This is a genomic window from Myxococcus virescens, from assembly GCF_900101905.1.
GTDB lineage: Bacteria > Myxococcota > Myxococcia > Myxococcales > Myxococcaceae > Myxococcus > Myxococcus virescens.
Map to the genome: position 1 here is coordinate 28336 of NZ_FNAJ01000004.1, position 14849 is coordinate 43184.

The 14849-nt window shown below is 69.2% G+C and carries 12 protein-coding genes; 6 read left to right on the top strand and 6 right to left on the bottom strand.

Annotated features, from left to right (window positions below; genetic code table 11):
• The first annotated feature begins 14 nt into the window (after window positions 1-14).
• The 4 genes from BLU09_RS13600 to BLU09_RS13615 all read left to right on the top strand — a co-directional run bounded on the left by BLU09_RS13600 (window position 15) and on the right by BLU09_RS13615 (window position 7941).
• Window positions 15-2255, top strand: a complete 2241-nt coding sequence (locus tag BLU09_RS13600) for a glycosyltransferase family 4 protein (protein WP_090489991.1) — start codon at window positions 15-17, stop codon at window positions 2253-2255.
• Window positions 2252-3028 carry a hypothetical protein gene (locus BLU09_RS13605; RefSeq protein ID WP_090489992.1) on the top strand — a complete coding sequence of 259 codons (777 nt, stop codon included), beginning with the start codon at window positions 2252-2254 and terminating at the stop codon, window positions 3026-3028. The genes BLU09_RS13600 and BLU09_RS13605 overlap by 4 nt, the downstream gene beginning before the upstream one ends.
• A 151-nt stretch (window positions 3029-3179) precedes the next feature.
• Window positions 3180-4001: a dolichyl-phosphate beta-glucosyltransferase gene (locus BLU09_RS13610; RefSeq protein WP_090489993.1), complete on the top strand. Its 822-nt coding sequence runs from the start codon at window positions 3180-3182 to the stop codon at window positions 3999-4001.
• Between the two features lie 160 nt (window positions 4002-4161).
• Window positions 4162-7941, top strand: coding sequence for an FAD-dependent oxidoreductase (locus BLU09_RS13615; RefSeq protein WP_090489994.1), 3780 nt, complete (start codon window positions 4162-4164; stop codon window positions 7939-7941).
• Between the two features lie 22 nt (window positions 7942-7963).
• Here the strand turns inward: BLU09_RS13615 and BLU09_RS13620 are convergent, their stop codons facing one another.
• The gene (locus BLU09_RS13620; RefSeq protein ID WP_090489995.1) at window positions 7964-8629 is read right to left on the bottom strand and encodes a hypothetical protein; all 666 of its coding nucleotides are present in this window, start codon (window positions 8627-8629) and stop codon (window positions 7964-7966) included.
• 189 nt (window positions 8630-8818) lie between these two features.
• Here BLU09_RS13620 and BLU09_RS13625 point away from each other — a divergent pair, with 189 nt between their 5' ends.
• Both BLU09_RS13625 and cyaY read left to right on the top strand, forming a co-directional pair.
• Entirely contained in the window at window positions 8819-9316 is a 498-nt protein-coding gene (locus BLU09_RS13625) for a SixA phosphatase family protein (RefSeq protein WP_090489996.1), read from the top strand.
• 13 nt (window positions 9317-9329) lie between these two features.
• Complete coding sequence (cyaY, locus tag BLU09_RS13630; RefSeq protein WP_090489997.1) at window positions 9330-9662, top strand: iron donor protein CyaY; 333 nt, start codon at window positions 9330-9332, stop codon at window positions 9660-9662.
• Here the strand turns inward: cyaY and BLU09_RS13635 are convergent.
• The 5 genes from BLU09_RS13635 to rpsB all read right to left on the bottom strand — a co-directional run bounded on the left by BLU09_RS13635 (window position 9650) and on the right by rpsB (window position 14647).
• Window positions 9650-11296, bottom strand: coding sequence for a diguanylate cyclase (locus BLU09_RS13635; protein ID WP_090489998.1), 1647 nt, complete (start codon window positions 11294-11296; stop codon window positions 9650-9652). The two genes, cyaY and BLU09_RS13635, sit on opposite strands and share 13 nt — an antisense overlap.
• Complete coding sequence (frr, locus tag BLU09_RS13640) at window positions 11296-11853, bottom strand: ribosome recycling factor (protein ID WP_090489999.1); 558 nt, start codon at window positions 11851-11853, stop codon at window positions 11296-11298. Before frr ends, BLU09_RS13635 begins: the two co-directional genes overlap by 1 nt.
• A gap of 38 nt (window positions 11854-11891) precedes the next feature.
• A complete protein-coding gene (gene pyrH, locus BLU09_RS13645) occupies window positions 11892-12644 on the bottom strand; it encodes a UMP kinase (RefSeq protein WP_090490000.1) in 753 nt (250 codons plus the stop codon).
• Between the two features lie 218 nt (window positions 12645-12862).
• Complete coding sequence (gene tsf / locus BLU09_RS13650; protein ID WP_090490001.1) at window positions 12863-13516, bottom strand: translation elongation factor Ts; 654 nt, start codon at window positions 13514-13516, stop codon at window positions 12863-12865.
• Between the two features lie 156 nt (window positions 13517-13672).
• Window positions 13673-14647, bottom strand: coding sequence for a 30S ribosomal protein S2 (gene rpsB / locus BLU09_RS13655; protein ID WP_141589136.1), 975 nt, complete (start codon window positions 14645-14647; stop codon window positions 13673-13675).
• Between the last annotated feature and the right edge of the window lie 202 nt (window positions 14648-14849).

Here is a 14849-nt window from a genome sequence, read left to right on the forward strand (position 1 = left end):
TAGGCAGGGCCCGCATGGCGATCCACCAGTTGATACCCAGCTTTGTCCCCGGCGACGCCACCGGGCAGGCCGCGCTGCATCTGCAGCTCCTGCTGCGCCGCATGGGGCACGCGGGCGCGCTGTATGCGGACGAAGTGGGCCCGGGGCTCGAAGGGCTGGCCAGCCCCGCGTCCGCGCTGCGTCCCGAGTCCGGTGACCTGGTCCTCTACCACCATGGCATCGCCTCCCCGCTCAGCAGCCGGCTGATGCACCTGCCCTGTCGGCGCGGCATCGTCTTCCACAACATCAGCCCCGCGCGTTTCTACGAAGGGCTGCCGCTGGCGGACGCGCTGGTGGCGGGACGGGCCCAGCTCGCCGCGATGGCCCCCTTCGCGGATGTGGCCATCGGCGTGTCGGACTTCAACGCCGCCGAGCTGCGCGTCGCGGGGTACCGCAACGTCCACACGGTGCCCCTCTTCATCGAGCCGGAGCGATTCTCCCGCGCCAGCGCCGACGCGAAGATGCTCCAGCGGCTCGAAGGTCCAGGCCCCGTGCTGCTCGGCGTGAGCCGGGTCATGCCGCACAAGCGCTTCGAGGACCTGCTCGCGCTCCACCGCGAAGTCCTGCGGCTGCGCCCCCAGGCCCGCTTGTTGATGGTGGGCGGCTACGAGCCCGGCAGCCGGTACTTCCGCATGCTCCAGCGCGAGGCGCGCGGCCTGCGCGGCGTGAGCTTCCTGGGACGACTGAGCCACGCGCAGCTCGTGGCAGCGTACCGCTCCGCCTCCGTCTTCGTCTCCATGAGCGAGCATGAGGGCTTCGGCGTCCCCCTCATCGAGGCCATGGCCGCCGAGGTGCCCGTGCTGGCCTACGCGGCCGCCGCGGTGCCGGAGACCCTGGGCGGCGCGGGCGTGGCCTTCGACCAGAAGCGCTTCGCCTTCCTCGCGGAGCTGGCGGTGGACCTGAGCGAGGACCTCTCCCTGCGCGGGCCCGTCATCGCTGGCCAGACGCGGCGGTTGGAGCACTTCTCCGCGCCTTCCGTGCAGACCGCCTTCACGAAGGCACTGGAGACGGTGCTCCCCCGCCCCGCGCCCACGAAGCCCCGGAAGCCCCCCGAGCGTCCCCGGGTGGCGATGGTGGTGCAGCGCTATGGGGAGGTGACGGGCGGCGCGGAGAAGCTCGCCGCGCAGATGGCCGAGCACCTGGCTCCGCACTGGGACCTCACCGTGCTGACGACCTGCGCGAAGAACCACCTCGTGTGGGACAACGCGTTTCCGCCCGGCCCCGACGTCGTGGACGGCATCAAGGTGTTGCGCTTCCCGTCCACGCGGGTGCGCAACATCCGAGGCTTCAACGGCCTGTCGCGGCAGGTGTTCGACAAGAGCAACGAGCGGCTGCGCGAGGAGCAGTGGGTGGCCGAGCAGGGCCCCATGTGCCCCGGCCTGCTGCACCACCTGGCCACCGAGCGCGACGCCTACGACGGCTATCTCTTCTTCACCTACCTCTACGCGCCCACGGTGTGGGGATTGCCGCTGGTGGCGGACCGGGCCCTGCTGGTGCCCACCACACATGATGAGGCCCCCGTCCGCTTCGGTGTGTATCGGGACGTCTTCGAACGCCCGCGCGCCCTGCTCTGCCTCACGCCGGAGGAGCACACGCTCATCGAGAAGTACTTCCCGAATCACGCCCCCACGCGGGTGGTGGGCGTGGGCGTGGACCGGCCTCGGGCGGATGGCGCGCGCTTCAAGGAGAAGCACGGCATCCACCGGCACTACCTGCTCTACATCGGCCGCCAGGAGCCGGGCAAAGGCGTGCCGGAGCTGCTCGAGTACCACCAGGCCCTGAAGAACCGGTTCGAGGACGCGCCGGACCTGGTGCTCGCGGGCGACACCAACATGGAGCTGTCCGGCGAGGGCGTGCGCTATCTGGGCCGCATCGACGAGCAGGACAAACACGACGCGCTTGCGGGGGCGTTGGCGGTGGTGGTGCCGTCCCGCTACGAGAGCCTGTCGCTGCTGACGCTGGAGTCCTTCGCCCAGGGCACGCCCGTGCTCGTGAACGGGCGCTCGGACGTGCTGGTGGGACAGGTGGAGCGCAGCGGCGCGGGCCGCGCGTACACGGACCTGGAGTCGTTCATCCAGGGCCTGCGCGAGGTGGGCTCGGAGCGTGGGCCCATGGGCAAGCGAGGCCTGGCGTACGTGAAGAAGCAGGGCTGGCCGCAGGTGGTGGCGGCCTACCGGGAAGAAATGCAACGCATCCTCGAGGAGAAGCGCCGATGAAGCTACTGGGACGGGACATCCCCGCGCGGGAGCTGATAGCCCGCATCGAGGAGCGCCTGCGCACGCGCGGCCTCCCCACCTCCGAGGAAGTGGAGCTGCCGCCCGAAGGCGTGGAGCCTCGGGTGGAACCGCTGACCTTCAACCTGCATGCGCTGGAGGAGTACGCGGACGCCACGCGCGCCCTCCCCCTGCACACCCACCGGGGCGGCGTGGGACAAGTCGTCCTTCTGGCCAAGTGGGCCTTCCGCAAGTCGTGCCAGGTGTTCATCAACGAGGCGCTCGGCAGGCAGCGCGTGTTCAACGGACACGTGCGCGACTCCTACGCGCAGCTCTCCGCCGAGGTGCTCCGTCTGCGTCGCGAGGTGGAGGCACTCCGGGCGAGGTCAGTCCCCACGGCTTCCGATGCAGCGGTGCCACGGCAAGAGTTCGCAAAGCGACGCGAGCACGAAGCGGCCCCGTCCGCCGAGGCGCAGCCGCCAACCGCGCCGGTCTCCCTGACGGCTCCAGGCGTAGACACCGTGCTGCCCAAGCCGCGTGCCCCCAAGGCCCCGTCACGGCAGCCAGCTCGGCCGAAGCAGCCGGTGAGCGCGGCTTCCACGGAAGTGGATTCGACCTCGGCGCCTCGTGCGCCGGCCGCGGGCGAACCGGTCACCAGCAAGACGGCCCGTGCGAAGAAGGCCGCGCCTTCTGCGCCTGCACAGCCCTCAGCGGAGGCTTCGCCGCGCCGGAGCGCCTCCGGACAGAAGAAGCGCCGCAACAAGAAGTCCCGTTGAAGCCCCCTGACGAGGGGCACGGCGCCTGCCCCGGACCTCCCGAACAGGCCGCGCGCCAGGACTTCGGACCGTGCGGCATGGTGCGTGCGAGGCGGGAACAGGCCGACACCTTGCATTGACGGCCCATCTGCACCTGTGCTCAATCGAAAGCGTGCATGCGCCCTTCGTCAGCGTCGTCATCCCCGCCTACAACGAGGGTGAGCGGCTTCCTCGCTTCGTCGCGGAGCTCACGCGCGTGTTCCTCGAGCGGAGCGCCCCGCCGGTGGAGTTCGTCGTCGTCGACGATGGCAGCGCGCCCAAGCAGGCCGAACTCCAGCGCGCCAGCGTCGAGGCGGCCCAGGCTCGCCTCGCCACCGCGGGGGCGCGGCACCAGTTCACCTACGTGGCGGCGCCTCGCAACCAGGGAAAGGGCTCGGCCATCCGGCTCGGCTGGCGTCACGCGTCCGCGGGCGTCACGTGGCTGGCCTTCCTGGACGCGGATGGCGCCATCAGCGCCGAGGAGTTTCACCGGCTGGTGGCGCTGAGCGCCTCGGAGATGGCGCAGAACCTGGACGTCCTGGCCGGCTCACGCATCCTCATGGCCGGGCGCCGCGTCGTGCGCAGCCTCCACCGCCACCTGCAGGGCCGCATCTTCGCCACGCTCACGGATGCGAACTTCAAACTCCACTTCTACGACACGCAGTGCGGGGTGAAGTTCGTCCGCGCGGACATCCTGCGGCCGCTCCTGGACGTCCTCCAGGAGCAGCGCTGGCTGCTGGACGTGGAGTTGCTGGTGATGCTGAAGCGCCAGGGCGCGCGCTTCCTGGAGGTCCCCATCGACTGGGAGGACTTCGGAGGTTCCAAGGTCATCCCAGGGCTCGACGCGGCGCGCATGTTCTGGGGGCTGCTGCAACTGCGTCGGCGACTGGAGCATGTGTCCCTGCCTACCCACCGTGACGCGTTGCCCGAAGGCGAGCCACACACCCAGCGGTAGGCAGGAGCGTCACTGTGTAGGCGTGCAGCCCCGCCCTGCCTGTACGGCGACGCCGGCCCTCACCTCCAGTGACAAGCCCGCTTGATTTCCGGACGGCACACCGCGAAATAGGTCCCGCCTGGAAGCCGTTTCTCCAGGTTCCTCCCACACTGTTCGTGACATGCGCGCCTTGACTGACCTGCCCTCCGACCCCACCCCTCCTCTGACCCTGGGCCTGCCGGGCTTCGTCTTCGAGGACCTGTATCGTCCCGCTGGTCTGCGCCGGTTGGCGGAGCGCTTCGACGCACAGCTCACCGAGGATGAGCCCGAGCTCTTCCAGGCCTTCGACGCGTACCGCAAATCTGGCGGCACGAGCGTCAGCGGCGCCGCGGAGTCGGACCTGCTCGTCCGCGTGTCGCGCCACGTGTCGCGCTTCGTCACGCGCCTCTTCCGAGTGGAGCAGGAGCTGGAGCGCCTGTCCGGCCGCCTCAAGGGCGAGCTGCCGCTCTTCGACTTCAAGCGCGAGTTCATCACCCGCCGCGTCTTCAAGAAGGGCGCCGCGGACCGCCCGGCGCTGGCGGAGTTCCCCTCGCTGGACGCGCGCATGCGGCTGATGCTCCAGCTGGGCTTCCCGGAGGCGCTGGCCACCGGGGACCTGGAGCGGGGTCTGGCGGAATCCGTCCTCTCGCTGATGGACCTGGAGCGCCTGTTCTCCAACGCGCTGCCCGCCGAGCGTCAGGGCGAGGCGGAGGCCCTGCGCGCCCGCTGGGCTGCGCTGCGCGAGGTACTGCTGTCCACGCCCGAGGGCAAGGATGCCTTCGGCTCCAGCCTCGTCACGCAGGGCGATGACGCCGCGGAGCTCCAGTCCGTGCGCGCGCTGCTGTCGCTGGCGGACCGTTGGACCTACGCGCGGGCGCTGCATCCGGAGACGAAGGACCTCTTCCACGCCTGGCCCACCCACCGGATTCCCAAGCCGCTGGTGTTCGACCAGCTCGTCCAGCTCCAGCGCCCGGACAACGAGCTGCCCGAGGCCACCGAGGGCCTGGAACACCACCTCCGCCACCGCGACGGCTTCAAGCTCACCGACCGCCGGGGCACCTCGCGCGACGTGATGAACGAGGTGGACTACTGCGTGCTCTGCCACGAGCGGCAGAAGGACTCGTGCACCAAGGGCTTCCCCGCCAAGGACCCGGTGGCCGAGGGGCACCACTACAAGAAGAACCCGCTGGGCATCCCCCTCAACGGGTGCCCGCTCGACGAGCGCATCTCCGAGGCGCACCTGCTCAAGCGTGAAGGCAACTCCGTGGCCGCGCTGGCCATGGTGACGCTCGACAACCCGATGTGCCCGGGCACCGGCCACCGCATCTGCAATGACTGCATGAAGGCCTGCATCTTCCAGAAGCAAGAGCCGGTGAACATCCCCCTGGCGGAGACAGCCACGCTCACGGACGTGCTGAACCTGCCGTGGGGCTTCGAAATCTACGGCCTGCTCACGCGGTGGAACCCGCTCAACGTCCGCCGCCCGTACGCGCTGCCCTACGTGGGCCGCAACGTGCTGGTGGTGGGGCTGGGCCCCGCCGGCTACACGCTGTCGCACTACCTCCTCAACGAGGGCTTCGGCGTCACCGGCGTGGACGGCCTCAAGATTGAGCCCTTCCCCGACGCGCTCGTGGGCCGCAATGGCCACTCGCTCCAGCCCATCCGCGACTGGTCCGCGCTCACCAGCGAGCTGGACGAGCGCATCCTGGAGGGCTTTGGCGGCGTGTCCGAGTACGGAATCACCGTGCGCTGGGACAAGAACTTCCTCACGCTCATCCACCTCACGCTGGCGCGCCGGGAGAGCTTCCGCATCCACGGCGGCGTGCGCTTCGGCGGCACCCTCACGGTGGAGGACGCGTGGGCGCTGGGCTTCGACCACATCGCCATCGCCGCTGGCGCGGGCCGCCCGACCATCATCGGGATGAAGAACAACCTCATCCGGGGCATCCGCAAGGCCAGTGACTTCCTGATGGCGCTCCAGCTCACCGGCGCGTTCAAGAAGGACTCGCTGGCGAACCTCCAGGTGCAGCTGCCCGCCATCGTCATCGGCGGTGGCCTCACCGGCATCGACACCGCCACGGAGCTGATGGCGTACTACCCGGTGCAGGTGGAGAAGGCGCTCGCCCGCCACGAGAAGCTGGTGTCCCAGGTGGGCGAGGAGGCCGTGCTGGCCCGCCTCGACGCGGAGGAGCGCGCCACCTACCAGACGTTCCTGGAGCATGGCCGCGCCGTGCGCGAGGAGCGCCAAAAGGCGAAGGCCCTGGGCCGCGACCCGGACTTCATCAAGCTGGTGCGCGCGTGGGGCGGCGTCAGCCTCGTCTACCGCCGCAGCCTCACCGAGTCCCCCGCCTACCGCCTCAACCACGAGGAAGTGACGAAGGCGCTGGAGGAAGGCATCCGCTTCATCGAGCGCATGAGCCCGGTGGAGGCCCTGTCGGACGCCTCCGGCGCGGTGCGCGCGCTGCGCTTCGAGCGCATGGTGACGGTGGACGGCAAGCTCAAGGGCAGCGGCCAGTTCTTCGAGCTGCCCGCGCGCACGGTGTGCGTCGCCGCCGGCACGTCCCCCAACGTCACGTACGAGAAGGAATACCCAGGTACCTTCCAGCTCGACGCGCGCGGCGAGTACTTCCAGAGCCACGAGCTGGTGGACGCCGAAGACGGCTTCTCGCTGGCGCCCGTGAAGGCGAAGGAGGACCCGGCCGCGAAGACGGGGTTCTTCACCTCGTACCAGAAGGACGGCCGCTTCATCTCCTTCTACGGTGACAACCACCCGACCTATGCGGGCAACGTGGTGAAGGCCATGGCCAGCGCGAAGGACGGCCACCCGCAGGTGGCGCGGCTGTACGCCAAGGAAGTGGCCGCGCTCGACTTCACCGACGAGGTGGCCCAGGCCGCGCGTGACGCGCGGCGCGCCGCGCACTTCGCCAGGCTGGACGAGGCGTTCACCGCCACCGTGGTGGCCGTCAACCGGCTGACGCCGACCATCGTCGAGGTGGTGGTGCGCGCGCCCTTCGCGGCCAGCCACTTTTCGCCCGGCCAGTTCTACCGGCTGCAGAACTTCGAGCGGAACGCGCCTGTGGTGGACGGCGTGCGCCTCACCATGGAGGGCCTGGCCCTCACCGGTGCCTGGGTGGACAAGGAGAAGGGGCTGATGGGCACCATCGTGCTGGAGATGGGCTCGTCCTCGCGCCTGTGCGCCGCGCTCAAGCCCGGTGAGCCCGTGGTGCTCATGGGCCCCACCGGCGCGCCCACGGAGATTGGCCACAACGAGACGGTGGTGCTCGTGGGCGGCGGTCTGGGCAACGCCGTGCTCTTCTCCATCGCCCGCTCGCTCAAGGCGGCCGGCTGCCGCGTCGTGTACTTCGCCGGCTACCGGCAGAAGTCGGACTCCTTCAAGCACGACGAAATCGAGGCCGGCACGGACCAGATTGTGTGGTCCGTGGACACCGGGGACACGATTGAGGCGCGCCGGCCGCAGGACGCGGCGTTCCGGGGCAACGTGGTGCAGGCGATGGTGGCCTACGCGGAGGGCAAGCTGGGCCCCGCCCCCGTCATCTCCCTGGCGGACGTGGACCGCATCATCGCCATCGGCTCGGACGGAATGATGCGCGCGGTGGCCGAGGCGCGGCACGGCGTGCTCCAGCCGCACCTCAAGCCGGGACACGAGGCCATCGGCTCCATCAACTCGCCGATGCAGTGCATGATGAAGGAGATCTGCGCCCAGTGCCTCCAGCGGCACGTGGACCCGGTGACGGGCAAGGAGACGTGGGTGTTCTCCTGCTACAACCAGGACCAGCGGCTGGACCAGGTGGACTTCGTCAACCTCCGGCAGCGCCTGCGCGGCAACACCGTCATGGAGAAGGTCGCCGACGTCTACCTGGCGCAGCTCTTCAAGCAGGCCCCGCACCTCAAGCGCGTCTGAGGCGAGAAGGCGGGGCCCGTCTTCACCGGCGTGTGCCGGTGAAGACGCGAATCATCTCCTGGTAGTTCTGGATGAGGTCTTCCTCACGCGTCAGGACGACGTCGATGTTCGCATCGCCGTAGTCGCGGCGGGCATCGGCCAGCGTCTGGAAGGCCTCCACCTGGGCGCGCATCGACGCCACCTGGGGCGCCATGCCCTGTTGCTGCTCGGGCGGAAGCTTCGCCTGGAGCGCCTCCAGTTTCTTCAGCTCCTCTTCGTATTGGAGCGTGCGCCCCAGCTGCCGCTGGCTGACGACGGCGGTGACGACCTCCGCGATGCCGTTGACGTCCGCCTCGGAGAGCTGTGCCTCGCGGCGCGCCTCGGCCTCCGCCTTGGCCTTGGCCTCCACCACCTTCAGGCCCTCGCGCGCGGCGGCCATGGCCTCTGGGGTGCCGGCGTCCACCAGCGCCCCCAGGTTCTGCAGGCCCTTCATGAGCGATGCGTACACCTCCAACATCCGCCGCTGATAGCCCACGTACGCGTCCAGCTTCTCCTTCGTCACCGTGTAGGGGCCTGCCTCCACCACACCGTCGGAAGCGCCGGGGGCCTGCTCGCCCACCACTCCGGCGGGCGGCCCGGAAGCGTCCTCGGGTTTCTTGCAGGCCGAGAAGGCCACGAGCACCCACAGTCCCCACAGCACCTTGCGCACGCGCTTTCCTCCAGACGGGACATGTCAGCCCCTCATGTATGCTCCGGCAACCTGGGCGGTGAGAGGCGTCCCGCCTCTGTCTGTCACGGTGGGGTTGTTCCGGCCACTGAACAATCGCCGCATTACCTTTGACCAACCCTGCCGCGCTCGTGTACGAACCGCGGTTCTGTCGAAAGCGGTGGAGGGAATTTGAGGCTTTTCCTGGTTAGGCACGCGGATGCGGACGCGGAGATCCCCGAGGGTCTCGGTGACGAGGCACGCGCCCTCACCGCGAAGTCCCGCACCAGCACCGCTCAGCATTTCGCTTCGCTGACCGAGCGCATTGGTCCCGTGGGGCGCATCCTGACCAGCCCGCTGGTTCGCACGGTGCAGACGGCGCAGATCCTCTCCATCTCCACCAGGTTCGAGGGCCCGCTGAAGGTGCATCGCTGCTTGCTGCCCGACATGCCCGTGGGCGCGGTGGAGCCGGTGCTCAACGAGTACGCGGACGAGAACCTCGTCCTCGTGGGTCACCAGCCGTCCATGGGCGCCCTGGCGGCCCATCTGCTCGGCATGCAGTCCTTCCCCAAGCCCGTCAACCCGGGCACCGTCATCGGCCTGGAGCGCGCGGAGGGGGAGTCTTCACCGGCGTTCAAGTTCCTGTTCTACGCCGCCCCTGGTCAGCAGGTGCTCGACATCATCCAGTGAGGCCATTGCGGCCATGATGGACGAAGCTCGCTACAACCAGCTGGTCTCCGCCGCGTTCAAGCGCATCCTCGGCGCGGCGGACACCATCGACCCTGACATCCTGGAAGCCGACAGCACCGGCGACATGGTGACGCTCACCGCGGCTTCGCGTGAGAAGTGCATCGTCAACACCCAGCGCGCCGTGCGGCAGATCTGGGTGGCGGGCCAGGGTCAGGGCATCCACTTCGACTACGACGCGGCCACCGGCACCTGGAAGGACGACAAGGGCCGGGGCCTGGAGTTGATGGCGTTCGTCGCGGACGTCGTCCGCGGCATCACCGGGACGGACTTCGTCTATCCCGGCTGAGTCCTGCCGCTCGCGGCCTCCACCCAGTCCCCACCCGCGGCCTGCGCGCGACGCAGGGCCTCTCCAGCCTCTTTGAGGAGGCTGCCGAAGCTGACCTGTGACAGGGCGCCCGCCACGGGTCCACGGCCCGGCGGGGGCTCGGAGACGGCGACGCCCACGGAGGCGCTGGCGCCCTCGTAGGCCGTCAGGGACTTGATGAGCTCGCGCAGGCGCTGCCCCACCACCAGCGCGCCGGAGCGCGGCGTGTGCGGCAGGAAGACGACGAAGCGGCTGTCCGCGAAGGGCACGGCGACGTCGATGTCGCGCACTCCGGACACGAGCAGTCCCAGGGCCTCGGCGAGCGCGAGCTTCCGCGCGGCGGGGGCCAGGGGCGCGGCTTTCTCCGCGAACTTGTCGATGTCCACCAGCAGCACGGCGATGGGGTAGCGGTAGCGCCGGCTGCGCTTCACCTCCATCAACATCAGCCGCTTGAGGAACTCGAAGTCCGGAGAGGAGCCGACCACCGCCAGGTCGGACCGGCTGATGCGGCTGCCACCTGGGACAGGCGTGGGGGCCAGCGCGGGGAAGGCGCCGGAGTGCCGGGCACCCACCGAGGGAGGCTGAGCGCTGGCCGCCGGTGTCGTGGGGCTCGCGGGGGCGGCGTCAGACGCGCTCGACGATGCAGCACCCGAGTCAGCGGGTTTCGCCGCCCAAATAGCCGGATCCTCGGGCGGAGACGTCTGCGCGGACGGCGGCTCGGGACTGGCTCCTGACGCAGCGACGGCCTCCGTGGCCTCGGGCCCGTCCTCGGACGCTGGCCCAGCGGCATCCGGCTCGTCGGCCTCTGGCTCCGCGTGGAGCAGTGGAAGGTCGTCTTCCTCGGAAGCCTGTGTCTCCGCTGTGGCTGAAGCAGGCGCCGCGCCCGCATCCAGGGCCGTGCTGCCCGCTTCGGAGGACGGCGACGTGATGGGCTCTTCGTCCAGCTCCGGGGGCAGTGACGCGGACTTCGCGCCGTGGCCCTCGGAGAACGGCGCTTCCGCCTCGCGCGGCGGTGGTACCACCCGCGCCTGTGCGCTCTCCGCTTCCAGTGCGTCTTCGTCGAGCGGCGGCGGAGGGGGCATGCCCCGCGCATCCACGCTCTCGACAGGTGCATCCACGCCGTCGAGCGGCGGCGGAGGCGGAACCATCCGCCCGCCCAACGCGCCCGGCAGCGGAGGGGGCTCACTCGCGTGTGACGCCCCATCAAACGGGGGTGGCGGCGGCCGTGCGCCCACGGAACCCGCCCGCCGCAGCGCCTCCTCGCGCTGGACGAGCAGGGACACGCACGTCAACACCGTGGGGCGCTTCAGCGGCCCCACCAGGCACCCGTCCGCGCCCGCCTGGGCGGCCCGCGTGTCCGCCTGCTCCTCGTCCGGCGAATACAACAGCAACACCGGCGCGGCGAGGCCTTCGGCCCGCATGCTCCGGCACAGCGCCTCACCGTCCAGGGCGCCCGTTCCGGACGCCAGCAGGACGGTGGGCATTCGTCCCCTCACCGTGCGCAGCGCCTCGTCGACGCTGCTCACCCAGGACACTTCATGACCGGCGGATTCGAGATAGCGGCGCAGAACGCCCGCCACCGGTGCGGAGGGCTCGGCGAGGACGATGGAGGACATCAAACCTCCATGACCTCCTTCTCCTTCTTCTTCACGATTTCATCCACCTGCGTGATGCCCGCGTCGGTCTGCTTCTGCACGACCTCGGTGATGCGCTTGTGGTCGTCCTCGGTGATCTTCTTGTCCTTCAGCTGCGTCTTCAGCGCCTCGTTCGCGTCGCGGCGGAGGTTGCGGATGGTGACCTTGAACTCCTCGCCCTTGGTCTTCACCTGCTTGGCGATGTCCTTGCGGCGCTCCTCGGTGAGCGGCGGGAAGGGCAGGCGAATCATCTCGCCGTCGTTCATCGGGTTGATGCCCAGGTTCGCCTCGCGCAGCGCCTTCTCGATGTCCTTGAGGACGCTCTTCTCCCACGGCTTGATGGTGATGAGCCGGGGCTCGGGCGCGTTCACGCTGGCCACGCCCGACAGCGGCGTCGGCGTGCCGTAGTAGTCCACCCGGACGCCATCCAGGATGGCGATGCTGGCGCGGCCCGTGCGGACCCTCGTCAGGTCCGTGCGCAGGCCCTCGAGCGACTTGTCGATACGGCCCTTCAGTTCGGCGACGACGTCTCCACTCATTGCGTTCTCTCCTTGAGTGCTTGCCGGTGGGTCGGGACTCAGGCCCAGACCGTCTCGCTGCCACCCACCAACGTACCAATGTCCCCGTCACCCAGCACCGCGCGGCGGATGTTGCCCCGCTGCGTCAGGTCGAACACGATGATGGGCAGCTTGTTGTCCATGCACAGCGAGATGGCCGTGGAGTCCATGACGTTGAGATTCTGCTTCAACACGTCCATGTAAGTCAGCGACCGATAGCGCCGTGCGGTGGGGTCCTTCTTCGGGTCCGCGCTGTACACCCCGTCCACCTTGGTTGCCTTCAGGATGACCTGCGCGTTGATTTCCATGGCGCGCAGGGAGGCGGCGGTGTCGGTGGTGAAGTACGGGTTGCCGGTGCCCGCCGCGAAAATCACCACGCGGCCTTTCTCCAGGTGGCGCACGGCGCGCCGGCGGATGTACGGCTCGGCAATCTGCTCCATCTTGATGGCGGACAGCACGCGCGTGTGCAGACCCTTCTTCTCCAGCGCGTCCTGCATGGCCATGGAGTTGATGCAGGTGGCCAGCATGCCCATGTAGTCGGCGCTGGCGCGGTCCATGCCCTCCGTGGCGCCCGCGACGCCCCGGAAGATGTTGCCGCCGCCAATCACCAGCGCGACCTCCACGCCCGCCTGCGCCAGCTCGATGACTTCCTCGGCGATGCCCATCAGCGTGGGCGGATGGATGCCGTACTTCCCCTCCCCCATCAGGGCCTCGCCCGAGAGCTTGAGGAGAATGCGCTGATACGGGAGCGGCTTCTTCGTGTCGGAGGACATGCGCCACCGCTTCTATCCCCCGCTCCGCGAGGGATCAACGCTGGAGTCGGTGGGCCGGCCCCACATCGTCCGCTGGCGGTCGCACGGGGAGGGGCCGATCAGACCCGCAAAAGCGAGGGCCGCGTCGCCCGGACGCCCCGTGGGGGGGTGTTTCCGGTGCGCGCGGCCCTTGTCAGCCCTGCGTCCAGGCTCGCGGCCCCGAGGGGACCGCGGAGGCCTTACGCCTGGCCCAGCGTCTTGGCGACTTCGGCGGCGAGGTCGTCCTTCTTCTTCTCGATGCCCTCACCCAGCTCGTAGCGGACGAAGCGGCGCACGGAGACCTTCTCGCCAATCTTCGCGGCGCGCTCGGAAATCATCTCGCCGACCTTCTTCTTGTCGTCCTTCACCCAGAGCTGGTCCACGAGGCACACGCCCTCGTAGTACTTCTCCATCTTCCCGACGAGGATCTTCTCCAGCATCGCCTCAGGCTTGCCCTGCTGCTTGAGGATCTCGCGCTGGATGTCCTTCTCCTTGTCCAGGTTGTCCGTGGGGACCTCCTCACGACGGACGAACTTGGGGCCGGCCGCGGCAATCTGCATGGCCACGTCCTTCACCAGGTCCTGGAAGTCGGGGTTGCGAGCGACGAAGTCCGTCTCGCAGTTCACCTCGACGATGACGCCGATGCGGCCACTGTGGACGTAGGTGCCGATGACGCCTTCGGAGGCAACGCGGCCTTCCTTGCCAGCGGCCTTGGCGATGCCCTTCTTGCGCAGCCACTCCTCGGCCTTGGCGAAGTCGCCACCCGACTCGGCGAGCGCCTTCTTGCAGTCCATCATGCCCGCGTTGGTCCGCTCGCGGAGCTCCTTCACCATCTGGGCGCTAACTTCGGCCATCGTCGTCTCCTGCCTCCGCCACTCCAAGGCGCACTGCGCCGGGCGGAGCATTGTAAGTTCAAGGGGATACTGCGACACCAGGGAAACAGAGGCGGCCGGGGAGCTGGCGAACTGTTGCCACCCGGCCGCTTCGGCACTGACGTGAGGAAGGGACGGCTACTCGGCCGCCGCCTCACCCTCGGGAGCGGCCTCGGCGGCCGGCTCGGTGGACGCGACAGGGGCCGCGCCCTTCATCTCAACGAGGGGGCCACGGCGGTCGCCGCCACGGTCACCACCCCGGTCGCGACGGTCGTCGCGGCGGTCACCGCGGCGCGGGCCACGGCGGTCATCGCGGCGGTCGCCACGGTCGTCACGGCCCTCGCGCTCCTCCTGCTCGTCGCGCTCGGCGGCGCCCGAGGCGCGGTAACGCGCGGCGCCCTCGAGGCAGGCCTCGGCGATCTTGGAGGTGAACAGCTTGATGGAGCGGATGGCGTCGTCGTTGCCGGGGATGACGAAGTCGATGCCGTCCGGATCGCAGTTGGTGTCCACCAGGCCGATGACCGGGATGCCCAGGCGGCCCGCCTCGTGGATGGCGATGTGCTCCTTCTTCGGGTCGATGACGAAGACGCAGCGGGGCAGCTTCGACATCTCCTTCACGCCGCCCAGGTTCTTCTCCAGCTTCTCGCGCTCACGCTCGAGCTGGGCGACTTCCTTCTTGGGCAGGCGCTCGAAGGTGCCGTCCTCGGCCATCTTCTCCAGCGTCTTCAGGCGGTCGATGCCCTGCTTGATGGTCTTGAAGTTGGTCAGCGTGCCACCCAGCCAGCGGCTGGTGACGAAGAACTGACCGGCGCGCGAGGCCTCCTCGCGGACCACGTCCTGCGCCTGCTTCTTGGTGCCGACGAAGAGCACCGAGCCACCGCGCGCGGTGATGTCCGCCACGAAGCGGAACGCCGAGCGGGCCATCACGACCGTCTTCTGCAGGTCGATGATGTAGATGCCGTTGCGAGCGCCGAAGATGAACGGCTTCATCTTCGGGTTCCAGCGCTTCGTCTGGTGGCCGAAGTGAACACCGGCCTCCAGGAGCTGCCTCATCGTGATGCCACCGGCGGCGGCCATCGCCTGCTGCTGCGTCTGCGTGTCCTGCGTTTCCATGTCGTCTCTCCGGTTGTTCCGCCACGCCCGAGCAAACCTTCCGGCCGAAACGACCGAGGAGGAGCTCCTCTCCGAGGAGAGGCCCTCACCCACGGAAGCACCGGCGACCGGCACGGACGTGTGTGTAGTGAGTACTGCCTGGGGTCGACTGCCCCCCGACCCCATACCGTGGGGCGGGGCGTCCTTAACAGAACCCCTCCGG